The organism is Streptococcus suis (assembly GCF_002964575.1).
GTDB classification, from domain to species: domain Bacteria; phylum Bacillota; class Bacilli; order Lactobacillales; family Streptococcaceae; genus Streptococcus; species Streptococcus suis_R.
In genome coordinates this window covers 23,361-46,265 of sequence record NZ_POQQ01000021.1, presented here as the reverse complement: position 1 = coordinate 46,265, position 22,905 = coordinate 23,361, and the positions used below count along the sequence as shown (strand labels likewise).

Annotated in this window: 25 protein-coding genes; all 25 read right to left on the bottom strand. The window is 43.5% G+C overall.

Annotated features, from left to right (window positions below; translation table 11 throughout):
* Window positions 1-251: 251 nt before the first annotated feature.
* Entirely contained in the window at window positions 252-722 is a 471-nt protein-coding gene (locus tag C1E58_RS01410) for a sigma-70 family RNA polymerase sigma factor (RefSeq protein ID WP_105209087.1), read from the bottom strand.
* Between the two features lie 89 nt (window positions 723-811).
* Window positions 812-1,372, bottom strand: coding sequence for a nucleotidyltransferase family protein (locus C1E58_RS01405; RefSeq protein WP_105209085.1), 561 nt, complete (start codon window positions 1,370-1,372; stop codon window positions 812-814).
* Between the two features lie 359 nt (window positions 1,373-1,731).
* Window positions 1,732-2,049 (bottom strand): DUF1292 domain-containing protein, encoded by a 318-nt coding sequence (locus C1E58_RS01400; RefSeq protein ID WP_004195480.1) that lies wholly within the window; start codon window positions 2,047-2,049, stop codon window positions 1,732-1,734.
* A gap of 11 nt (window positions 2,050-2,060) precedes the next feature.
* Window positions 2,061-2,480: a Holliday junction resolvase RuvX gene (gene ruvX, locus C1E58_RS01395; protein ID WP_105125512.1), complete on the bottom strand. Its 420-nt coding sequence runs from the start codon at window positions 2,478-2,480 to the stop codon at window positions 2,061-2,063.
* Entirely contained in the window at window positions 2,480-2,746 is a 267-nt protein-coding gene (locus C1E58_RS01390; protein ID WP_029177693.1) for an IreB family regulatory phosphoprotein, read from the bottom strand. Before C1E58_RS01390 ends, ruvX begins: the two co-directional genes overlap by 1 nt.
* A 104-nt stretch (window positions 2,747-2,850) precedes the next feature.
* Complete coding sequence (gene spx / locus C1E58_RS01385; protein ID WP_029177692.1) at window positions 2,851-3,249, bottom strand: transcriptional regulator Spx; 399 nt, start codon at window positions 3,247-3,249, stop codon at window positions 2,851-2,853.
* Between the two features lie 159 nt (window positions 3,250-3,408).
* Entirely contained in the window at window positions 3,409-4,560 is a 1,152-nt protein-coding gene (gene recA / locus C1E58_RS01380) for a recombinase RecA (protein WP_105209084.1), read from the bottom strand.
* A 51-nt stretch (window positions 4,561-4,611) separates the two neighbouring features.
* A complete protein-coding gene (locus C1E58_RS01375; protein ID WP_105209083.1) occupies window positions 4,612-5,793 on the bottom strand; it encodes a competence/damage-inducible protein A in 1,182 nt (393 codons plus the stop codon).
* A 57-nt stretch (window positions 5,794-5,850) separates the two neighbouring features.
* Window positions 5,851-6,399, bottom strand: coding sequence for a DNA-3-methyladenine glycosylase I (locus C1E58_RS01370; RefSeq protein ID WP_105209086.1), 549 nt, complete (start codon window positions 6,397-6,399; stop codon window positions 5,851-5,853).
* A gap of 17 nt (window positions 6,400-6,416) precedes the next feature.
* A complete protein-coding gene (locus C1E58_RS01365; RefSeq protein ID WP_153055808.1) occupies window positions 6,417-7,061 on the bottom strand; it encodes a hypothetical protein in 645 nt (214 codons plus the stop codon).
* Window positions 7,062-7,066: 5 nt separating this feature from the next.
* A complete protein-coding gene (ruvA, locus tag C1E58_RS01360; RefSeq protein WP_105209081.1) occupies window positions 7,067-7,657 on the bottom strand; it encodes a Holliday junction branch migration protein RuvA in 591 nt (196 codons plus the stop codon).
* 74 nt (window positions 7,658-7,731) lie between these two features.
* On the bottom strand, window positions 7,732-8,379 hold the full coding sequence (locus tag C1E58_RS01355; RefSeq protein WP_105209080.1) for a CPBP family intramembrane glutamic endopeptidase: 648 nt from the start codon (window positions 8,377-8,379) through the stop codon (window positions 7,732-7,734).
* 14 nt (window positions 8,380-8,393) lie between these two features.
* Window positions 8,394-8,759: a helix-turn-helix domain-containing protein gene (locus tag C1E58_RS01350; protein ID WP_105209079.1), complete on the bottom strand. Its 366-nt coding sequence runs from the start codon at window positions 8,757-8,759 to the stop codon at window positions 8,394-8,396.
* 73 nt (window positions 8,760-8,832) lie between these two features.
* Window positions 8,833-10,776: a DNA mismatch repair endonuclease MutL gene (gene mutL / locus C1E58_RS01345; protein WP_105209078.1), complete on the bottom strand. Its 1,944-nt coding sequence runs from the start codon at window positions 10,774-10,776 to the stop codon at window positions 8,833-8,835.
* A 116-nt stretch (window positions 10,777-10,892) separates the two neighbouring features.
* Complete coding sequence (locus C1E58_RS01340) at window positions 10,893-12,407, bottom strand: quinol oxidase (RefSeq protein WP_105209077.1); 1,515 nt, start codon at window positions 12,405-12,407, stop codon at window positions 10,893-10,895.
* Between the two features lie 190 nt (window positions 12,408-12,597).
* Entirely contained in the window at window positions 12,598-13,818 is a 1,221-nt protein-coding gene (locus C1E58_RS01330) for a bifunctional folylpolyglutamate synthase/dihydrofolate synthase (RefSeq protein ID WP_105209076.1), read from the bottom strand.
* Between the two features lie 234 nt (window positions 13,819-14,052).
* The gene (locus tag C1E58_RS01325; protein WP_105209075.1) at window positions 14,053-14,961 is read right to left on the bottom strand and encodes a helix-turn-helix domain-containing protein; all 909 of its coding nucleotides are present in this window, start codon (window positions 14,959-14,961) and stop codon (window positions 14,053-14,055) included.
* Window positions 14,962-15,045: 84 nt separating this feature from the next.
* Window positions 15,046-15,969, bottom strand: coding sequence for a helix-turn-helix domain-containing protein (locus C1E58_RS01320; RefSeq protein ID WP_105209074.1), 924 nt, complete (start codon window positions 15,967-15,969; stop codon window positions 15,046-15,048).
* Between the two features lie 68 nt (window positions 15,970-16,037).
* Window positions 16,038-16,649 (bottom strand): HAD-IA family hydrolase, encoded by a 612-nt coding sequence (locus C1E58_RS01315; protein ID WP_105209073.1) that lies wholly within the window; start codon window positions 16,647-16,649, stop codon window positions 16,038-16,040.
* Window position 16,650: 1 nt separating this feature from the next.
* Window positions 16,651-17,397, bottom strand: coding sequence for a GNAT family N-acetyltransferase (locus C1E58_RS01310; protein WP_105209072.1), 747 nt, complete (start codon window positions 17,395-17,397; stop codon window positions 16,651-16,653).
* Window positions 17,397-18,395: a Holliday junction branch migration DNA helicase RuvB gene (gene ruvB / locus C1E58_RS01305; protein ID WP_105209071.1), complete on the bottom strand. Its 999-nt coding sequence runs from the start codon at window positions 18,393-18,395 to the stop codon at window positions 17,397-17,399. Before ruvB ends, C1E58_RS01310 begins: the two co-directional genes overlap by 1 nt.
* A 215-nt stretch (window positions 18,396-18,610) precedes the next feature.
* Window positions 18,611-19,903: an adenylosuccinate lyase gene (gene purB, locus C1E58_RS01300; protein WP_105209070.1), complete on the bottom strand. Its 1,293-nt coding sequence runs from the start codon at window positions 19,901-19,903 to the stop codon at window positions 18,611-18,613.
* Between the two features lie 144 nt (window positions 19,904-20,047).
* A complete protein-coding gene (gene purK / locus C1E58_RS01295; protein ID WP_105209069.1) occupies window positions 20,048-21,115 on the bottom strand; it encodes a 5-(carboxyamino)imidazole ribonucleotide synthase in 1,068 nt (355 codons plus the stop codon).
* The gene (purE, locus tag C1E58_RS01290; RefSeq protein ID WP_105209068.1) at window positions 21,102-21,590 is read right to left on the bottom strand and encodes a 5-(carboxyamino)imidazole ribonucleotide mutase; all 489 of its coding nucleotides are present in this window, start codon (window positions 21,588-21,590) and stop codon (window positions 21,102-21,104) included. Before purE ends, purK begins: the two co-directional genes overlap by 14 nt.
* Window positions 21,591-21,615: 25 nt before the next feature.
* Window positions 21,616-22,878: a phosphoribosylamine--glycine ligase gene (gene purD, locus C1E58_RS01285; protein ID WP_105209067.1), complete on the bottom strand. Its 1,263-nt coding sequence runs from the start codon at window positions 22,876-22,878 to the stop codon at window positions 21,616-21,618.
* Window positions 22,879-22,905: the final 27 nt, after the last annotated feature.

The window sequence follows — 22,905 nt, the reverse complement described above, 5'->3', positions numbered from 1 at the left end:
CTGTTTATACATTTTCATGCCTTTCTAGTTGTTTTGTCGTTATTATAATTATAAAGCATGAAATGGAAAACGAGCAAATCCTAATTGGAATTGCTCGTTTTTTTATATGTGAGAAGCTAGTTTTTGCCCAGCCTCGTTCAGTACAGAACTAAATCCTTTCACTAATATTTTTTGTCTAACTTTTTGTTTTTGGGGTCAGTACAAACTTGTTTCATGATTTTTATCTACTACTCTTTTTATATGGAAGATTTTTAGCGAAAATCTTTTAAATGTATTTGCAGGTCACGTATCATTTCACGTCGACCATTGAAGCATTGCCCACTTATCAATTTTTCATAATTTTCCAATTGGTCCGTAGATAAATTTTTCCGATAATCTCTCAAGGCACTTCTCAACATCAACAATTCATCATTAACCAGACCAGGTGATTGGATCATATGAGATAGGTTGTGAATGTCCTCATGAGGCATGCGGTCAAACTTGCGCTTTTGACTTTCCTGTTTACGAACACGGTCCTTAATCCGATTTCGGAATTTGACCTTGAAGTAACAATACAACTGGGCTCTTTCCCCAATTAACCATGGTTGATCGTCCAATAGTTCGAACAAGGTGATCATACCTTCCTGTTCCCAATCATCTCTGTCCCACAGCTTGATGTAAAACTCTTTTCGAGCCTTGTTGACAATCCCTTTTACGCTATCATAGATTTTTTCAAATTCCATCATCTTATCTCCTTTGGTTGATGGTTTCATTCTATCGAAAAGGATTGTTTTTCTACAGGACATTTTTGTCTATCGGATTTTATTTTGTTTTATTCTTCGCATTTTATGGTTATTGCAGGCCATTGTTTTTTCCAATTTTTCTTTTTCATTCGTTTCTTATATATGTCCATACGTTTAGAATTGGCCAGAAAATGAGGAGTTGGTCGTACTATATAATTATAAATGTCATCTAATCCATAAGGGGCAAATAGTTCTATAGCCCCTTTCTCTGTCTGACGAACACCAATTGCGGTACACTTTTCAGGAAATTTTTCTATTGCATCTTGTGACGATTGATAAGGAAGGCTGTCCGGGCTATGAATGTGCATGAGTGTCTGATTTTTCAACTCCCATTGATAATTTGGATACATTTGGCGCAACTTAGTTTCTAACTCTAGTGTCTCTTCATAGGTTATGCTTTCATCAAAGAAAACAATGTCAACATCCGTATTCTTATCAAAACAGTATCGATTCCAAATGAAATTTCGAATTGTTCCTGCGCAAAGCCATGAATCAGTTAAACCTAAATCCCTCACGATTCCCAAAATTCTAACTAAATCAGGGTCTTCTAATAAATATTTTTCTAACTCTTCTATTTTATGATACGGCATTTGAAATATTCAGGCGGAAATTATCGCCATTTTCTCCCTTCACTTACTATTATACTCCTTTACAGATGAAAAAATCGTTAGATATCCCATTCTAACGACTTTACCTTATGATTTATATAAAAACTAGATCATAATCTTTTTTGAGACTGACGTTTCGACTTCGCATTCTGTTTCTCGGCTCGGGCTGAAACAGTCTATCCCCAGACTGTTACCTCGCTATCCTAATTCTCGGCTCGGGCTGAAACAGTCTATCCCCAGACTGTTACCTCGCTATCCTAATTCTCGGCTCGGGCTGAAACAGTCTATCCCCAGACTGTTTCACTCCCCCAGACAAAGATAAAAAGGTCCACTGGACCTTTTTATTCCTCCATAAAGCTGTTGAAGACTTCTTCAATCATATCCCATTCTGCCGTTGCGTCTTCTGGGATTGGTTGGAGGTCGCCTTCTGTGCCGTTCTCATTTTCAATGTATGAGTAGGCTTGGATTTCAACTTCTCCGTTCTCATCTTCTTCTGCACTTGCAGGGATTAAGAGGACGTAGTTTTTACCAAACTCTTCTTGACCGTCAATGGTCAACAAGATTTCAAAAAGCGTTTCGTTTCCTTGGTCGTCTACCAAAGTAATCAATTCACGTTCGTCGTGATTGTGGTCGTGTTCATGGTCATGATGATGTGCCATTAGTATCTCCTTTAAAATGTTCTATCTAAATAATTTTGTAAAATCAGCTGGGCAGCCAATTTATCAATAACTTTCTTACGTTTTCCGCGGCTAATATCTGCCTGTTCAATCAGCATACGCTCCGCAGCAACAGTTGTCAAACGTTCATCCTGGTAATCAACTGGTAGGTTATAACGTTCTATCAATAAATTACCATAGGCTTGACTAGCTTCCACACGGGGTCCGCTAGTATTATTCATATTCTTTGGCAAGCCGACAACAAATTTATCAACCTTATATTGTTCAACCAGCTCGGTTAAACGTTGAAAACCAAATTCACCCTTTTCCTCATCGATTTGGATGATTTCCAAGCCTTGAGCCGTGAAGCCCAAAGGATCTGAAATGGCTACACCAACTGTCTTAGAACCGACGTCTAATCCCATTATTCTCATTAGAGGTCAATCCCATTTCCTTTCAGGTAATAGCGCACCAATTCTTCAATGATTTCATCGCGTTCGTGTTTACGAATTTGATTGCGGGCGTCATTGTAGCGAGGAATATAAGCAGGGTCCCCACTTAATACATAGCCAATGATTTGGTTGATTGGATTATAACCTTTTTCCTCCAATGAACGATAAACACTAGTCAAGGTTTGGCTGATTTCTTGTTTATCTGTGTCATCAAGACGAAAACGAACTGTTTCTTCTGTGAATCCCATACTTACACCTTCTTTCAATTTTTATTCATTTTCATTATATCATATTTCCAGAGCAAGCACAAAGAAAGTGTAAAAAGAACCCTGAAACAGAGTTCTCCTCACTCTTATAAGGCTGCTCGCATACGAGCTTGGGCATTCTCTACATTACGAACCGCTCGTGGTAAGAAGGCACGAATGTCATCTTCCTTATATCCCACCTGCAAGCGCTTCTCATCAATCAGAATTGGACTTTTCAAAATACGTGGGTTAGAAGTAATCAAGTCAATCACTTCGTTGACACTCAAATCTTCTATATCGAAGTCCAAACTTTTTGCATAGCGATTTTTTGACGATACAATGCTCGCAATACCATTTTCCGTCTTGGTCAGGATGTTTAAAATTTCTTCCTTGGTGATTGCCTCTTTAGCCAGATTATGTTCATTGTAGGATAATTGGTGGGCATTCAACCAGTTCTTTGCTTTCTTACAAGAAGTACAACTAGATACTGTATAAATTTTAATCATGTAGTCACTCCTTTGCTACATCTTACTAAGCACATTATAGTCTATTATACCACATATTCCATCCGTCTGTAGACCTATTTTTAAAAAAACTTTAAATTTTTGGGGGAAAATTCGGGTTTTGGTAAGAAAAAAGTTTGGTCTCCCCAAACTTTTTCGCTTTTATTCTTCTAATTCGATACCACCATCTAGGTCCAAAATCACATCTTGAACTTCTTCGGTTGCAACAGGAGCTTCTTCTGTCACGACTTCCGGGGTTTCCTCACCTTCGATCAAGCCATAATGAACACGAATCTTGCGGTCAATTTCTTCAAAGACTTCTGGATGTTCAACAAGATACTTCTTAGCATTCTCAGAACCTTGTCCGATTTTTTCTCCATTATAGGAGTACCATGCACCTGCTTTTTTGATAAAACCAAGATCGGTTCCGATTTCAATCAATTCCCCTGTGCGAGAAATGCCTTCACCGTACATGATTTCAACAACAGCTTCTTTAAAGGGAGGAGCCACCTTGTTCTTGACGATCTTGACCTTGGTTTCCTTACCGACGTTTTGATCTTTTTGGTCACCAGTCCCCTTGATTTGCGTATTTCCACGGACATCCATACGAACAGAAGCGTAGAATTTGAGAGCACGTCCTCCAGGTGTTGTTTCTGGGTTACCAAACATAACACCAACTTTTTCACGCAACTGGTTAATGAAAATAGCTACTGTCTTGGTTTTGTTAATAGATGCACCGAGTTTACGCATGGCCTGGCTCATCATACGTGCCTGTAGACCAACGTGGCTATCACCGATATCGCCATCGATTTCTGCACGTGGTACAAGGGCTGCAACCGAGTCAACAACAACCAGATCAACAGCGCCAGAGTCAATCAACTTACCAGCGATTTCAAGACCTTGTTCCCCTGAGTCTGGCTGCGACAAGAGCAACTCATCAATATTGACACCAAGAGCTGCTGCATAGGCTGGATCCAAGGCATGTTCCGCATCGATAAAGGCAGCAATACCACCATCTTTTTGAGCTTGAGCCACTGCGTGTAGGGCAACGGTTGTCTTACCCGAACTTTCAGGACCATAGATTTCCACAATACGCCCTTTAGGATAGCCGCCTGCACCTAAGGCGATATCAATAGACAAGCTACCCGAACTCATAACCTGAACCTTCTGTTCCGCACGCTCTCCCAAGCGCATTACTGCACCCTTACCAAAATCTTTTTCAATGGCTTTGAGGGCATCGTCAAGCGCCTTTTTACGCTCATCACCAAATTTCTTTGTAATTTCTTCTAATTTTTTCGCAGGTTTTTTAGCCAATGCTGTTCTCCTCTTTTCTTAATCAAACTATTATAGCAAATATCTGCTATTTCACAAAGTGTTTCGTACAAAATCTAAAGCCTGTAAGCAAGCTAACTGACGGATGTGTTGCCATGAATAACCACCCAAATCAACCTCTTTTTTGGAAATGCCAGAGGTGTCAGCCAAAGCCAGATATACTTTTGCAAGGACGTTATCCTCTGTCGACTCAGGCTTGATAAGTACCGACACAGCCAGCCCCAAATCAGCCTGTAGCTCCTCTCGAATACCATCAGCTTCTTCCCAGCACCTGCCCGATTCTGTACCTAACTGACCGATGACTTTTCCACCGCTAAAATAAGGTTGCCCAGCCAAAGCCAAACTGACTTCTGACTGCAAAAGTCCACCTGTTCCCTGCTCGACGATGGCGATGGCTTGTTTTTTCTCCACCAAACCAGTCGCTACCGTTTTGACCAAGCTATTGTCCTCGCCGTAGGCATAGAAATAGTCTGCCAGTTTGTCCCGTTGCAAGATTTCTTCTTCTAATTGATCCAAACGTAAGTCTGCTTCCTCCCGGCTGGTCGCCTTGGTGGACAATCGCAGGGTCACCTCTCCAACCTTAGCATAGGGTGCAAGAGTTGGGTCTGTTTGATTGTCGATCAAATCCGCCAAAACAGTCACCAACTGGCTTTCACCTATTCCAAAAAAACGTAGAACACGAGAGTAGAGTTGTTGACCTGACTGATGAAGCAAGGGCTGTAAACTTTCTGTAAACATAGCCTTGAGTTCGCTTGGCGGACCAGGCAATACTACATAGGTTACACCCTCTTGCTCAATCATACCACCAACAGCTAAACCAGCTGGGTTCTGTAAGGCGAGGCTACCTTCAACAATCTGTGCCTGACGTTCATTATTTGGTGTACGGACACGACCTGGACGACTGGCAAAGAAACGGTCTAATTTTGCCATAGCTTCATCATCAAAGACCAATTTTCTACCTAAGAAAGTCGCCAGGGTCTGCTTGGTCAAATCATCTTCCGTTGGACCTAAACCTCCACACAAGATAACCACATCACTGCGTTTGCTGGCTATCTCCAGTACAGACAAAAGCCTCTGTTCATTGTCACCAACAGCTGTGTGGAAATAAACATCAATTCCCAGCTCTGCACATTTCTCCGAAAGAAACTGGGCGTTGGTATTGACGATTTGACCTGTCAGGATTTCCGTTCCAACGGCGATTAGTTCTGTTTTCATATTCCTCCTCTGTCCAAGGTGCGATTGCTCGCTCATCTAATTAGTTCGTAAGGGATTTCAAAAATCACAAGATTCTTCGTGTTCATTTAAAAGACCCGCCGCCTGTAAATAGGAATAAACACATACAGGACCGACGAATTTGAAACCTCGCTTTTTCAAATCTTTGGACAAGCGTTCGGATAGCTCATTCTTGGTTGGCAATTCTCGGAAGGACTTGACAGGGTTAGCAAGCGATGTAAAGTTAACCCAAGACCAGAGATAGTGATCAAAAGTTCCGAATTCCTCTTGTACTCGAAGAAAGGCCTGAGCATTGGCACGGGTAGCGTACAGCTTTGCCTTGTGACGAATGATGTTGGGATTGGCAAGAAGACCGTCTAACTCGCTATCTGTCATAGTAGCAACCCTTTGAATATCATAGTTGAAAAAAGCAGAGCGAAAAGCATGGCGTTTGTTGAGGACAATTTCCCAGGAGAGTCCTGCTTGGTAGGACTCCAAGCAGAGCAACTCAAACAGAGCCTGCTCATCGTGAAGTGGCTTGCCCCATTCTTCATCATGATAAGCTATATAAAGATGGTTATTAAGATTAACCCAAGAACAGCGGTTCATATTTTCCCTTTCTAGCATTAACGAATGGCAGTCTGATAAGCATTATAGAGCATTCCTATCAAATCTAGACAAGCTTTATAAGCTTGAACGAGCTCTTCATTTTGAGACAGAAGTACATAAGCCTCTTGCTCCAATATCTGCCTCAGAGGTTCTACCTTACCCTCATAGGCCATATAATCAACTGTTTTTAGATAGGCTTGATAATTTTCCAGGATTGATACATATGAACCACTCCTATCGCGTAGCTCCGCCTTTCTCACTTGTTCACGATAGTGTCTTTGTAAAAAATAAGCAAAATGTCCGCCAGAATGTTCATCTTTCTGTTTAATTTGCAGACCCGTGTATGTATCCCAATAACCGACATAATTCGGTATTAGAGAAGCAGTCAGACGACCAGAATAGGTATAGCCGAGATGATGGAGTGTCCCAAGGCGAACATAGTCCTGTTGATCCGCCATCAAGGCCTTATAGATGGACGATATTTTTTCCGTGTCTTTCAAAGATGCTCGAGCTTCAAAAAAGTGGTAATTGGGGTCTATGCGTCCTATGACGACAACCTCTTCATGAGGCATATAGTGATAATCAATAGAAAATTCTTTCCCTGACAAAGGATAATTTGGTATATGGCTAGTCCCAGCATGTATCAAATTTAATCTCATCACTATCCTCACTTCATCAACATTTTAAGGGCTGACTTAATGTAGTTTTCTGCGGTATCGTTGGTACCTTCAAAGAATTTCTTGATTTTCTTGAGTTCGGCTGGTCGGTAACCAAGGGCCTCCATGGCCTCCATAGCTTCATCGAGGGCGACATTCTCACTGGCAGGTGCTACTGGTTGAACAGGACCCGCTTCTTCGCTCATGACAAACTTGCCTTCCAGGTCCAAAATCATCTGCTGGGCTGTTTTCTTGCCAATCTTTGGAAACTTGGTTAGATAGGTGATATTCTTCTGCTCAATAGCCCGCACCAAACCGTCGTTGTCATCAACAGCGATAATTGCTAGAGCCGTTGTCGGACCAATACCTGATACTGAAATCAGGCTGAGAAAAACAGATTTTTCAGCTTCTGTCATAAATCCGTAGAGCAAGTGAGCATCTTCTCGGATCACCTGATGGGTATAGACCGTCACTTCTTGCTGGACCTGCCCAGAATAAGCGTAGGGATTGGCTACCTGTAAAAGATAACCAACTCCATACGTTTCTACTACAATGTATTTTGCAGTGATTTTGGTTAACATTCCTTTGATATAGTCGTACATATTTTCCTCTATCTATCCATTAATTCCCTTTATTGTACCATAAAAAGCCTCGCTATTGATAGCGAAGCTGGGTTTCAATATCCGATGGATAGGTTACCTAAGCAATGAACGAACATTGGGTAGAAAAGATTATCTGTTCTCTGATAGAGATAGCCCAAGTAAATACCTGAACAAATCTGAGGAATTGTACTGATAATTTCTGAACTGTCCAGAGATCTAGCATGTCCTAATCCAAAAACGAGACCTTGCAAGACAATAGCCAACCATGGATTCAAAATATTTTTCAGACTATCCTGTAAAAATTTCCGATAAAAAAGTTCTTCAACAATCGGACCAATGATGCCCACTATTAGCAAAAAGATTGGAAGTGGGACGATTTGGTTGATCTTGTCAACTGCTGTAACGTTACCTATACCTTCTGAGATATGAAGTGATTTCATTAGCATGTATTGGAAAAAGCTTCCGCCATACATGACCAAAAAGTCTGCGAGATAAAACAAGGGGAATTGATAAAGCAGTTTCCAGCTCCGCATTTTTCCAAAATCAGTCCAAAGAAGCTCTTTATAGTAGTATATGCCAAGTGCAAATAGCAAGACATAACTAGCAAGTTGGTAGTAAAGACTATAAGTCGGACTAAATCCTAAATAGCGGTGAAGCTTGACTAGCAGATGGAGTATGCCAAGAACAATAAATGCAATAAATAGTCTATCCTTTCGGACCATACAATGACCTCGCTTTATAAAGATTTGGTCAACATGAATTCTTGGATAAGGAAAACGATGAGAAGAAAAACGATGAGGACTGGAAGCAAGAACATGGCATTACCACCAACAAATATACCAAGACTGAATAGGATTAGGAGAATCAAGTAATTTATCCAGACTCGCCTTTCCTTAGCCTTGACTTGTAAGCCAATTAACTGGTCAAAAGATAGGTGATAACGTTGGGCAATGCTGACTAGACTGGCACTATCAGGTAAGGTGCGACCTTTTTCCCAGTTTAAGACTGTTTGCCGTGACACTCCGATTGCTTTTGCCAAGGTTTCTTGAGATTCCTGTCGTTTTGTTCGCTCCATGTGAATAAGCTGTCCAAGATGAGTCATGTTTCCTCCTTTACTTTACAAGTTGGCGGTAAAAATAGCTAGTTCAAATGCTTTTACATGGGTGTTAAAATCCTTAATACTTGCCCAATTCACGCAAACTTGTATGATTTTCCTGAATGCGACGGAACATTTTTTCCATATCCGATTTGCTAAAATGCACTAAGACTGGGCGACCGTGCGGGCAGTTATAAGGATTTTGACAATGCGCTAATTGCCGTAGTAAATCACGCGCCGAATAATCATCCAAAGCATGGTTGGCCTTGATTGACCGTTTACAAGACATCATGATGGCCAATTCTGCCCGATACTGCTTGATGGACACCTGGTCGGTCAAGAGTAGCATATCGCACATCTCATAAATGCCAGACTCAATCTCCTCTTCCTTCATCCAAATAGGATGTTCACGCAAGATGAATTGGTTGACACCATACTCTTCCAAGTTGACACCAACTTGACGGAGGGCATCCATCTTATGTGCGAGGTTGAGGGCATCATTTTGAGGAAATTCAAAGATGTAAGGCACCAAGAGTTGCTGGGCAGAGTTATCTACCTGACCAATTTTCTCACGGTAGTATTCATATTTGACACGCTCCTGTGCGGCGTGCTGGTCAATAATATAGAGTCCTGTTTTCCCTTGTGCAAACAAGTAAGTCCCGTGCATCTGACCAAAATATTCTAGCTCTGGGAAGGTTGAAGTTTCTTCTTGGTCCAGTTTGTCTGCTAATTTGGTCAACTCTTTAGCACTTAAGTTAGGATGTTCTGGGTCTGCACTTTCACCTGATTGGCGTTCTGCAAACTGAACAGACTTGACCGCATTTTCCTCGGGCACTTCTTGAGGAGCCTGTTTGTCTTCCTCCAAAGGCTTGATATCCTCTGCAACCACTTCCGGTTTGAGGAAAAAATCCTGCTTGACTGTGTCATAGTAAAGATTGCTTTCCTTGAGAGGCAAGGTTCCCTGCTCTGCTTTGACCTTTACACGTGGACGGGTGCTAGACTGGGCTAGGTTTTCAAGGGCGTCAGGAATCAAGTCCTGTTCCTTGAGAGCCTTGATAATGGCCTCGCGAATTAGAGTCATGAGTTCCTTTTCCTTGGAAATACGGACTTCTTGCTTGGTCGGATGGACATTGACATCGGCAAGATAGGGGTCAATCTCAATAGAAATCACAGCCAGCGGAAAACGACCTACCATGAGCTTGCTACCGTAGCCCTCCAAAATAGCACGGTTGAGCAGAAAATTCTTGATGTAGCGACCATTGATGAAAATGGAAATGTAGTTGCGGTTGGCACGGGTCAATTCGGGCAAGGAAACATAACCCGAAATGTGAAAATCCAAGTCTTCGGCTTCTATCTCCACCATTTTTTTAGCAGAAGCAATCCCGTAAATCCCTGAAATAGCTTGACGGAGCTTGCCTGTTCCTGCTGTACGCATCAATTCCCGCCCTTCGTTGACCAGAGTAAAGGCAATTTCAGGATGGGCCAGGCTCAGTCTGTTGATGATGTCTGCGATATGCGATAACTCCGCTTGCTGACTGCGGACATACTTGAGACGAGCAGGGGTATTGTAAAACAAGTCCGAAACGGTCATCTGGGTACCGACTGGTCGACTGATTGGCTCCTCTAACTCAACGACACCACCCTTGGAAACCAGACGCAAACCGTGAGCGTGCTGGTCTGTCGCCGTTTCAATGACCATTTGACTGACAGAGGCGATGGAGGGCAGGGCTTCACCACGAAAACCCAAGGTCCGAATGCGGAAAAGGTCTGCCTGATTTTTGATCTTACTGGTCGCATGGCGACGTAAAGCCAAAGACACTTGGTCAGGAGCAATGCCTTCGCCGTTGTCTGTGATCTGAATGGATTTGAGCCCAGCTTCCTCGATACGAATTTCAATCTGGCTAGCCCCTGCATCAATAGAATTCTCCACCAACTCCTTGACCACACTGGCTGGACGTTCAATGACCTCACCTGCTGCAATCTGGTTGGCTAAAATTTCTGGTAATTCAATAATTTGTGCCATACTTTTTCCTACATTTCTTTAGACATTCTTTTCCTGTTTACTTATTGTTCCATTATACCACACATCCTAGTCTTCCCCATTTTCCCAAGCCAATGAAAAAATGACTGCCTAAGCAATCATTCATTCTTTTGATAGACAGTAAAATAGTCAGTAGTTTTGACAGACTTATACTGTAGCTCTACATTTGCTTTCACATCGTCTAAGAGTGGGATATTCTTATTGACAATGATCAAACTTGCTTCATTTTTATTGAGGTCATAAACCAGGCTATTCTGATTGTCAGTCGTAGTCAGATAGGGCTCCGCTGTGGTAATAGTTGCGGATGACAGACGTTGGCTATCAAGATAGATACTAGCGCTATCATCCCAAACATAAATCTTATCATCTTCATTGGTTTCTTGCTCCACATAGCTAGCAATACTCGCTCGGTCCGCTACCAAGTCCCCCTCTACAAAATAAGTATAGGCTGGTTGCGCCACTATTCCAAAAATCATCAACAGAGGCAAGAAAAACTGATGACGAAGATAGCCTCGTTCTTCAACTGCTGAATCACCGCTTAAGTGAAGGACTGTCAGTACAAAGCCGTAAGGCAAAAGACTGAGCAGTTGACTGTAGTGACTATTGGAGGTGCCGATAATAGATACCAACTGAACGATAAAAACAAGCGACATCAAAACCTTGATATGATTATGTCGACCTTGACCAAAAGAAAATACTGTTTGGATAAGCCCCTTGAAAAAACCAGATAGCAACAAAAATCCACCTACAACTGCCAGTGTCACATACAAACCAGCATATTGGAAATCCAAGCCTAAATTGTAAAGAAAAGTCTGCTGGATAGCTGTTCCTAGAATCTGTGCTTCAAAAGCATAGTAGCCAACTGAATATAAGATGAACAGAAGTCCGAAAATACTTGCTAAGAGTTGATAGAAACCACGAGCCATTTGCCGATGCTGTGTGTTAAAAACAAACAATACCAGCCCAGCAATCAACCAAAGAAGCACACTCTTTGGATAAATCAGAAAGGCTAGTGCTGCCTCAATTCCATAAAGGATAAAAGCCTCATCAGCTACAGCATTTGCAAAATAGCGGACTAGGAACCAAATACTGCCCAAAACAAACGGGAGTACAAAGATTTCTGCATACAAGCCGCCAAATCCTAAAGAAGCAATAAACAAATAAAACCAATGACTTGAACTGGTCGCCAATCGTTCTGACTGACTAAAATAGACCATGATTTTATAAAAATAAATTCCTGCGATAAACAGCGCAATCATTTGGAGAAAACCAAATACAATAAATCCTCCATCCATATGGCCTAGCCAGGCTAGTAAGTAATATAGAACGCCATTTGTTGCGAAGAAATCTCCATAGGGATTCTGACCAGCCATCATAGCCATCCCTGCATACAAATTTTGTGTCTGTACATTTGTAGCCAAAAAAGTCAGAAAGGGATTGGCAATACTGATGATACTTAGCAATATACTCCAAATAAGTGCTGGCCAAATCTTCGTTTTGGGCATCCTGGCCTTAAAATCTTCGTTTAACTGATAAACTTGTGAGCGCCTTGCCCTTCTACGGCGCCGAGGCTGATGAGATACTTCGCGAGCAACTGCATCTACTTCTGTCATGTTCTCCTCCTTAGATGTGCTTTTTTTATTATATCAAAAAGCCCTCCCGATGTCATTTCCTATCGGGAGTTCTGGAAATTTTTGCAAACTGCTCTAGTTGGCGGAAGGTATGGCGTTTGGTTTTTTCAAATTCCTTTAAAAATGCTACTGTTTCTGCATGTGTCATACCTATTTATTCGCAAAAGTTACTTTATTTTTTAAATAGCTGACGAACCTCTGAGATAAAGTAGAGGGAGCCTGTGATAATCAAAATACCTTGCGCGCTAGATTGCCAATCTTCTATAAACTGCTGGTAGTTCGCAACATAATCTCGTCCCTGACGGTTTTCCTCGGACAAGGCACCGTCATAAGCAAAGCTGGTCAATACAAGAGGAGTATGTGGTAACTTTTCTTCCAATAATTCCAGCATTTCCTGAAAATCCTTGCGTCGAAGAGCAGAAAAGAGGATAGTAACAAGCTCTTCTTGTTCTTGAATAAATTCAATCAAGCGTTCGATAGCTGGGACGTTATGGGCTCCGTCCAAATAGATTGTTGGCTCTTGAGCAACCAATTCCAAACGACCAGGCCAGCTGGTTAGGGCAAGGGCTTGTTGAATCAACTGAGGTTGAATGTCTTTTTGGATATTGGTCATATAGAGTAGAAAAGTTTGTAGAGCTACTGCCGCATTCTCTTCTTGGTGATGGCCAGCCAGACCCAGAACCAATTCTGACAGATCAATGTCCGCATTGCTGAACTGTCCTGCTTTATAGGTGAATTCCTGACCAAATTGGTAGACAGGCGCTTGTTTTTCAATGGCAATTTGGCGACAGATGGCTGTGGTTTCTGGACAAAGTGGTCCTAGGACGACAAGCACGCTTTCCTTGATAATCCCTGCTTTCTGCTCTGCTATTTCCCTTAAAGTCGAGCCTAGTAAATCCTGATGATCCATGCCGATGGAGGTGATCACGCTTAGGGTTGGTGCCACGACGTTGGTCGTATCCAAAAGCCCTCCGATACCGACCTCTACTAGTCCCACATGAGGCTGCTGGTCTTGAAAATAGAGGAACATGATGAGCACCATGACCTCAAAATAGCGAAAAGGCTCATAACGAGCGGCGACTTTCTGCTCCAAGTCATAGACTTTCTGTAAGTAGTGCTGAAAATCATGGTCAGAAATGGGCTGGCTGTCGATACAAATCCTGTCGTGTACGCTCACCATGTGGGGTGACACGAAGCTACCGACACGCAAGCCGTGTGCCTGAAATAGCTGGCGCAGAAAAGCAATGGTCGATCCCTTGCCATTGGTCCCAGCGACATGAATGACCGGCACTGCAAACTGGGGATTTCCTAGCAGTTCTAGGGCATACTCAATCTTCTCCATCTTGTAATGAAACACCTGACCTTGTTTGGTATTTAACCAATTTTCTAACATAGCCACCTCCTACATACTGTCTAGTATAACAAAAAAGCCAAACGGATGTTGGCTTTTTACTATATTGTTTGAAAGAACATAAACGTTATTACTTCACCCACCAATTATCTTCACCAAATTGACCAAAACCACCAAAAAATTTTAAAAATTGAAACATAACATAATCTCCTTTTGTTTTATGAACCTAGTATAAAATAAACTATAAGTTCTCAACAGGACAAAAATGTCACTTATTTAACTCTGGGTATCTTTTTCCCATTCCATTTGAAGTTTTTCTTTTAAATGAACTTGATTCAATAAACTAGCAAGTGTTACAGCCTCATTAAAATATCTCTCGGCTCCTTCGCGATTATTTTGTGCCTTTACTTCATATTTCCATTTTACCAGATTTAAAATTGGTTTTTTCTGAAAATCTTGTGACAATTCCATAATATTCTCAATTGTTTCTATATAAACCGGAATATAAGTATACAACTCCTTCGAAAACAAAATACGAACAATAGCTAGCAATAAATCCCTAACAATAAATAAGGATTCCGAATGCACATCGTAAGTCGCTTGAGGTAATTTCTCTACCAGATCTATAAATAGTGTATAATTTGCGGTTCCAGAAGCTAAAGTTTCTAACTCACAGTGTTCGACAAATAACCGCAAAATCATTAAATCATTTATAGACAGTTTGGCACGATGGTAACTTTGATGCAAATAATCATCAAGAATTTCTTTGCCGTATTCCTGACTATCTGTATCCAATACATCAAATAGAGAGCACAGGGTATCTACAACGATTTTCTCCTCCTCAGGCAAGTCATCATAATAATCATCATAAATTTCCGTCATGATAGCATCACGTTTTTCAATTAATTCCTCATTGCCATAAGTCGGTGTACGGAGGACATCAAATTTCAGCTTAGAGTATCTTTCTGGTAAGGATACATAATCAGGCATAAGCTCGTAGAGCCCCATGCCTAAGCGGGTTGCGATATACTGAATCTTTGAAAAAGTCGGCTTAGAGGTACCAGCTTCAATACGGGTTAATTGGCGGACGGAGAGCTCCAGTTCATCGTCACAAAACTGTTCACGCGTCAGACTAGCAGTTTCTCGCAGTTGACGTACACGTTGTCCAAATTCCTTATCGTTCACAAAACACCTCCAAATATACTTTTTTAAAATATTATAAAAAACAAAGTTTTTCAACGCTGTTAATCGTGGATGAGTACCTAGGCCTTACACACCACCTGAATATTCTGCTGTTTTCCTATCTATCTGCCAATCCTCTTCTAATTTATCAATTAGGTGCTCATTGCCAATTAATTTTGCGAACATAACTGCTTCTTCATAAAACCGTCTAGCCTCCTCGCTATCATTGTTCACATACAACTCATATTTCCACTTAAGCAGATTGAGAATGGGTTTCTTTTGAAAATCTTGAGTTGAAACCATGATTCTGTCTAGAGCATCAAAAAGCGGAGGTATCTTGCCATATTCTTCATGTTCGCCAAGAATCCCTATCGACGTCAGCATCACATCCCTTAAAATAAATAAATCACCAGACTCAACTAATTCTATTTGACCTGGAAATTTTTCAACCAACTCTAAAAAGCGTTGAAAGTCATTATCCTGTTTGACTTCCATCCTTAAATTCATTAAAAATAGTCGAATGATTAATAAATCATTGGCTGAAAATTGGTTTTTTCTTTGTATCTGCTCAAAATAGTCATTTAGAATATCTTGACCAAATTCTGCAGTCCTCGTTTCAAGTACATCAATTGTAGATTGAATAGCATCTATCGCTATTTTCTCTTCTTCAGGCAAGTCATCATAATAGTCATCATAGATTTCTGTCATCATATCTGCCCGTTTTTCCATCAATTCCTCATTGCCATAAGTCGGTGTGCGGAGTACATCAAACTTCAGTTTGGAATATCGTTCGGGTAGGGACACATAATCTGGCATAAGTTCATAAAGTCCCATACCTAAGCGGGTTGCGATATATTGGATTTTTGAAAAAGTCGGCTTGGAAGTACCTGCTTCAATACGGGTTAATTGGCGGACGGAGAGTTCCAGTTCATCATCGCAAAACTGTTCACGCGTCAGACTGGCTGTTTCTCGTAGCTGGCGCACACGTTGTCCAAATTCCTTATCGTTCACAAAACACCTCCAAATATACTTTGATAATCCAATTATATCAAATCAATTACATAAAATCCATACTGTTTTTAATCTATCAACGATTTTATATCCACCAACTTCTCAATCTTCCAATTCTGCTCCACACCATCAATTTGCAGGTTGATGCTATGAATCCCTGCATTGACAGCCGTTTCCACATCGAGCAGACGGTCACCGATATAGTAGGTCTTTTCCTTGTCCAGTCCGTATTTTTCGATGAGAAATAGCAGAGCTTCTGGACTTGGTTTGCGGGCAAAACCAGAATCACTGGTCAAGATTTCTGTGAAATGGTGACGGACACCCAAATCCTCCAAAACCTGAAAAGCATTGTCACTCTTGTGGGTATAAACGAAATTTTGAATTCCTTTCTCTGCTGTCCAGTCCAGAATTTCACGCGCACCAGCCATCAATGGAATCTGCGTATTTTTCTCCTTCAAGGAAGTCGCACGCACACGATTAAGTTCATCGCTATCCAGACCGTACTTGTCCGCATCACGCACCAGCAAATCCTTGACAGAATAGCGAAGAATGAAATTTCTTACTTCTTCGCGGTCAAAAGGAAGATCATATTGTTCATAGGTTTCCTGAATTCCAGCCAAAATCGCTTCATAGGAATCCAAAAGGGTTCCATCCAAATCCCAAATAAATGTCGGTGTCATCTTATCTCCATTCATATGCTTGATAGGGCTTGTCCAATTGGTAACCCAATTTTTCAGCCAGTTTCAAGGAAGTCAGAGTATGGGCATCCCAGCTAGGATAGAGATTACGGTCTAAACAAGCTAAGATTAACTGAGCAGCACAAGCTCTAGCCAAACCCAAACCTCGATAGTCTTCCCTAGTATCCACCTCTATCTCAATCCCACCTGAATAACTGGCATAGGATGAGGCACCTGACACCACCCGTTCCTTATGCAAGATGACATAGCCTAGACCCAAGTCTAAAAACTGCTCCACATCAGCATAATTACCAACCAAATCGCGTGACCAGTCTTCTACCAGACAGGCATCATACAGATTACGGTCAATCACTTTCAGGTCAAACTCTTCAGGTAGGGCGTCAATCAGTTTCTGCAAATGCCCAAGGTCAAAACTAGTATCTTTTTTCGTAGCATAACGGGTAAAGGACCGGATTCTGTCTCCGTAAGTCCCTTCTATCAGGTCTGACCAGGCCTGGTTTTGGGGTACTAAAATAATATCCTTTCCCTCACACATTTTTAGCAAGTCTACATTTGGTTTTCCGGCCAAAAAACCAAAGAAGCTCTGCCGTCCATAGAGAGCTAAGGCTGACTGGGGCGACTGGCTGTCATCAACATGAATCTGTCCCATTCTGCCTTCTAAACAGGTCCATATAATTGCCTCAGGCCAATCTCCAAATAAACTAGCTACTCGTCTCATCTGCTCTGCCATTATTTTTCCGTATAGGGATAACCCAAGTGCTCGTAAGCCTTGGCTGTCGCAACCCGCCCCGTCCGTGTCCGCATGAGGAAGCCCTGCTGAATCAGGTAAGGCTCATACATGTCCTCCACCGTTTCACGCTCTTCAGCGATATTGACCGATAGGGTGTTGAGGCCGACAGGACCGCCACCGTACATCTCAATCATGGTACGGAGAATCTTTTGATCCACGTAGTCCAGCCCCTCACGGTCCACGTCCAGCATGGTCAAAGCCTTGTCCGTAATGCTATCGTCAATCAGGCCGTCGCCCATAATCTGGGCAAAATCCCGCACCCGCTTGAGCAGGCGGTTGGCGATACGAGGAGTCCCACGCGAACGACGAGCCAGCTCGATCGCTGCTTCATGGGTAATCTCCATGTCAAAGATGTCCGCTGTCCGTTCGACAATCTCCGTCAAATCAGTCAGTTCGTAATACTCCATGTGCCCGGTGATACCAAAACGAGCCCGCAGGGGATTGGACAGCATCCCAGCACGAGTGGTTGCTCCAATCAGGGTAAACGGTGGTAACTCCAGATGCACAGAGCGACTGGCCTCCCCAGCCCCAATCATGATGTCGATGTAAAAGTCTTCCATAGCAGAGTAGAGAATCTCCTCAACCGCCATGGGCATACGGTGGATTTCATCGATAAAGAGGACATCACCAGGCTCCAAATCATTGAGTAGGGCCACCAAATCGCCTGCCTTTTCAATGACAGGACCACTGGTCTGCTTGATATTGACACCTAGTTCGTTGGCAATAACGAAAGCCATGGTGGTCTTACCCAAACCCGGAGGACCAAAAAGAAGCGTATGGTCCAAGGCTTCATCACGGAGTTTTGCTGCCTCGATAAAGATTTTCAGCTGGTCCTTGACCTTGTCCTGACCGATGTATTCATTTAATTTCTGCGGACGCAGGGTACGCTCAACGTATTCCTCGTCCTGCATTTGTTCCATATCTAAAATTCTAGTCATGGGACTATTATAGCACAAAATGAAAATACCAGACTCAGTGAGCCCAGTATTTCCAGGAGATTATATGATACCTAGCTCTTGTCGCTTGCGACTTAGAGCTAGGGACACCTTTAGGTGAAAAGATTTTCTGCTATTTCTAGCTTGGATATAGTATAGCGCGCCAAACGTAAGGGAAACTAAAAAATTCTCTGGAAAATCCAAAGAATTTTGATTTTTTATAATCCAAGTCGAGCAAAGATGTCATCCACCCGCTTAGCATAGTAGTCTGGGTTGAAGAGTTCATCGATTTCTTCCTGGCTGAGTTTAGCTGTCACACGCTCATCCGCTTCAAGAAGAGGCTTGAAGTCCACCTGGTTATCCCAAGACTGTGCCGTTTTTGGTTGCACCAAGTCATAGGCTTCCTCACGGGTCATGCCTTTTTCAATCAAACTGAGCATGACACGCTGGCTGTAAATCAAGCCAAAAGTTGACTCCATATTGCGTTTCATATTCTCAGGGAAGACCGTCAAGTTCTTGACAATATTACCAAAACGGTTGAGCATATAGTTGATAAGAATGGTCGTATCCGGCGTGATAATCCGCTCCGCTGACGAGTGGGAAATATCGCGTTCGTGCCAGAGAGCCACATTCTCAAAAGCCGTCACCAAGTGACCACGCACCACACGCGCCAGACCGGTCATGTTTTCAGAGCCGATAGGGTTGCGTTTATGGGGCATAGCAGAGCTGCCCTTTTGGCCTTTGGCGAAATACTCTTCGACTTCACGTTGTTCAGATTTTTGTAGCCCACGGATTTCTGTCGCCATACGTTCGATAGACGTTGCGATCAAGGCTAGGGCTGAGAAATATTCTGCGTGGAGGTCACGAGGAAGGACCTGAGTTGAAATTTCCTGCGGACGAATGCCCAATTTGCCACAAACATACTCTTCCACAAACGGCGGAATATTAGCAAAGTTTCCAACCGCACCTGAAATTTTACCAGCTTCAACGCCCTTAGCTGCTACATCAAAACGCTCCATGTTGCGTTTCATTTCGCTATACCAAGTCGCCAATTTCAGACCGAAGGTCGTTGGCTCCGCATGGACACCGTGGGTCCGCCCCATCATGATGGTGTACTTATGCTCACGCGCCTTTTCGGCGATGATATTGGTAAAGTTTTCAAGGTCACGACGGATAATGTCGTTGGCCTGCTTGTAGAGGTAGCCGTAAGCCGTATCCACCACGTCGGTCGAGGTCAGACCATAGTGGACCCACTTGCGTTCCTCACCAAGACTTTCCGAAACCGCACGCGTGAAAGCCACCACATCGTGACGGGTCTCCTCTTCAATCTCTAAAATGCGGTCGATGTCAAAGGTCGCCTTCTCACGAATCAAGGCCACATCTTCCTTGGGAATCTCACCCAACTCAGCCCAAGCCTCATCTGCAAGGATTTCCACCTCCAACCAAGCCTTGTACTTGTTCTCTTCACTCCAAATAGCCGCCATCTCAGGGCGGGAATAACGATTGATCATTGTTTCTCCTTACATTTAAAAAGTTTACTTATTGCTTATCCAATCTATCTCAGATTTCCTTTAACAACTTGACGATTTAATTCCATAAATAAAACATCAATGCAAAGCTAGCAACTAAATAGCATTGATACTGTAACCATACTACTACAAGGCCACCTCAACGTCATCCGTCAACACCGTCACATGTCCCATTTTGCGATTGTGCTTCGCTTCTAGTTTACCATAAAAGTGGGGATGGGCGGTAGGGTTTTCTTGAAGAAAGGTTTGGATGGCTTCCATGTCTTGTCCGAGGACGTTAATCATGACAGCTGAAGAGAGCAGGCGGATAGGAGGTAGAGGCTCCCCTAAAATGCCTCGGATATGGGTATCAAACTGTGAAAAATCACAGGCTTCAATGGAATAATGTCCTGAATTGTGTGGTCGAGGGGCAATCTCATTCACAAGAATTTCCTGACCTGCCACAAACATTTCAACACAAAGGGTGCCTGCTAATTGAAGCTTGTCCGCGATTTGCAAGGCCATTGTTTTGGCTTTTTCAGCTAGTTCATCTGAAATACGGGCAGGCACGATAGTTTTGTAAAGAATATTATTGCGGTGGATATTTTCCTGCACAGGAAAGACTGTGTAGTCGGAGCCATTCCCAGACACAAGGACGGAGATTTCCAGGTCGAAATTCACAAACTCTTCCAAGACACACTCGGCAGAATTAGCTAATTTGTTTGCCATCAGGACTGATGCAGCCGACTTTATCACAACTTGACCATGTCCATCATATCCCCCGGTAGCAGTCTTCAAGACATACCGCTTAGAAAGATCCAAGCCTTCTAAATCCAGGCTAGAAGTGACAACTTTGTAAGGAGCGACTTGTACACCTGCTTTTTTTGCAAGAAATTCTTTTTCAAAAATGCGGTTCTGGGAAATGCGGAGCAGGTCTGTCCCCTGAGGGAGTTGGCCGTCCTTGATGACCGCGTCCAGTCCGTCGGCATCGACATTTTCAAACTCGTAGGTCAGGACATCACACCGCTCCGCCAGCTGTTTGAGAGCCGCTACATCGTGATAGGGAGCGACGATGACCTCGCTGACCTTGGAAGCTGGGCAGTCCACCGCAGGATCCAGCGTGATAACCTTGTGACCCATGTAAATAGCGGAAATAGCCATCATCTGCCCTAGCTGACCGCCACCGATAATTCCGATTGTCTTAGATGAGGTCATCTGTCATCGCCTCCGCAATTTTTTCCTGCTCCTTGGCAAAGTCTGCCAGCTGAGCTGCAATGGTTTGGTCTTCAATAGAGAGAATGCGAAGAGCTGTCAGAGCTGCATTGGTCGCACCTGCTTCACCGATTGCCATGGTCGCAACAGGCACACCGCCCGGCATCTGCACGATAGAATAGAGGGAATCCACACCGCTGAGGGCACGAGATTGGACGGGAACACCGATGACAGGCAGGGTCGTCTTGGCTGCTACCATACCTGGCAAATGAGCCGCACCACCCGCTCCTGCGATGATGACCTTGATGCCACGGCCACGTGCTTCCTCGGCGTGACGGAACATGAGGTCTGGTGTGCGGTGGGCAGAAACCACTTTCTTTTCGTAGGCTATGCCAAATTTATCCAGCACATCTGCTGCTTTTTTCATGGTTTTCCAGTCGGAGCTAGAGCCCATGATGATGGAAATTGGAATGTTCATGCTTGTACTTCCTTTTCTTTATCCCTTATTTCACGGCCTTACTTCCAATATCTGTCCGATAGAAGAGGCCTGTTATATCCTGATTTTTCAGCTCTGAGTAAATTTTTTCTTGGGCTTCTTGGACGGTGTCTGCTGTGTTGACCAGCATATAAACTCGACCGCCGTTTGAGAGCAGTGCTCTGCTATTTTCCGCAAAACGAGCCCCTGCATAGTAGGTCGTGATGTCGCCTTCAGTCTTCGCTGGCAACTCTACGCCTTTTTCGTAGTCCAGTGGGTAGCCGTTTGAAGCCACGACAACGCCCAGCGTCACGCCGCTATCCAGCCAGGTCAGCTGGGTCGGGCGTTTGTGGAGGATGTCGTCGATGTTCTGAGCAAAGTCAGAGGTCAGGCGAGGCAGGATAATCTGGGTTTCTGGGTCGCCGAAACGGGCGTTAAACTCGATGACTTTGGGACCTTGGTCGGTCAGAATCAAGCCAGCATAGAGCACGCCAAGATAAGACCGCCCTTCCGCAATCATGCCGTCCAGAATGGGCTTGACAATGTTGTCAACCGCTGTGTCCACCACGCTTTGAGGCAGGTGGGGAACAGGAGCGTAGGCCCCCATGCCACCTGTGTTAGGCCCCTGGTCGCCGTCAAAGGCACGCTTGTGGTCCTGGGCTGTCGGCAGGATGTAGAACTGGTCGCCGTTGACCAGGGAAAAGAGGGAAAACTCCTCGCCCGCCAAGAACTCCTCGATGACCACGCGGGCACCCGAGTCACCGAACTTGTTGTCCAAGAGCATCTCCCGTGCCGCTTCGACCGCCTGCTCGACGGTTTCCGCCACGACCACGCCCTTGCCCAGTGCCAAGCCGTCCGCCTTGACCACGATTGGAGCCCCCTGCTCTTCGATGTAGGCTTTGGCTTCTTCGAAGTTGGAAAATGTGCCAAAGGCTGCTGTTGGAATGCCGTATTTGACCATGATTTGTTTGGCAAAGTCTTTTGACCACTCCAGCTCCGCGGCGAGACGACTGGGACCAAAAGCTTTTAGTCCCGCCTGTTCAAAATCATCAACGATACCTGCTGCCAGAGCATCGTCTGGACCAACAAAAGTCCAGGCAATGTCATTTTCCTTGGCAAAGTTGATGAGAGCAGAATGTTCGGAAATTCCGATATTAACCAACTCAATTCCGTCTAAAGTCATTCCGTCATTTCCAGGAGCGACAAAGACCTGTTCTACCTGCTCAGACTCTAACAACTTCTTTGCAATAGCGTGTTCACGACCACCAGACCCAACAACCAAAAGTTTCATTTTTTACACCTCAAAAACGGATTTTCT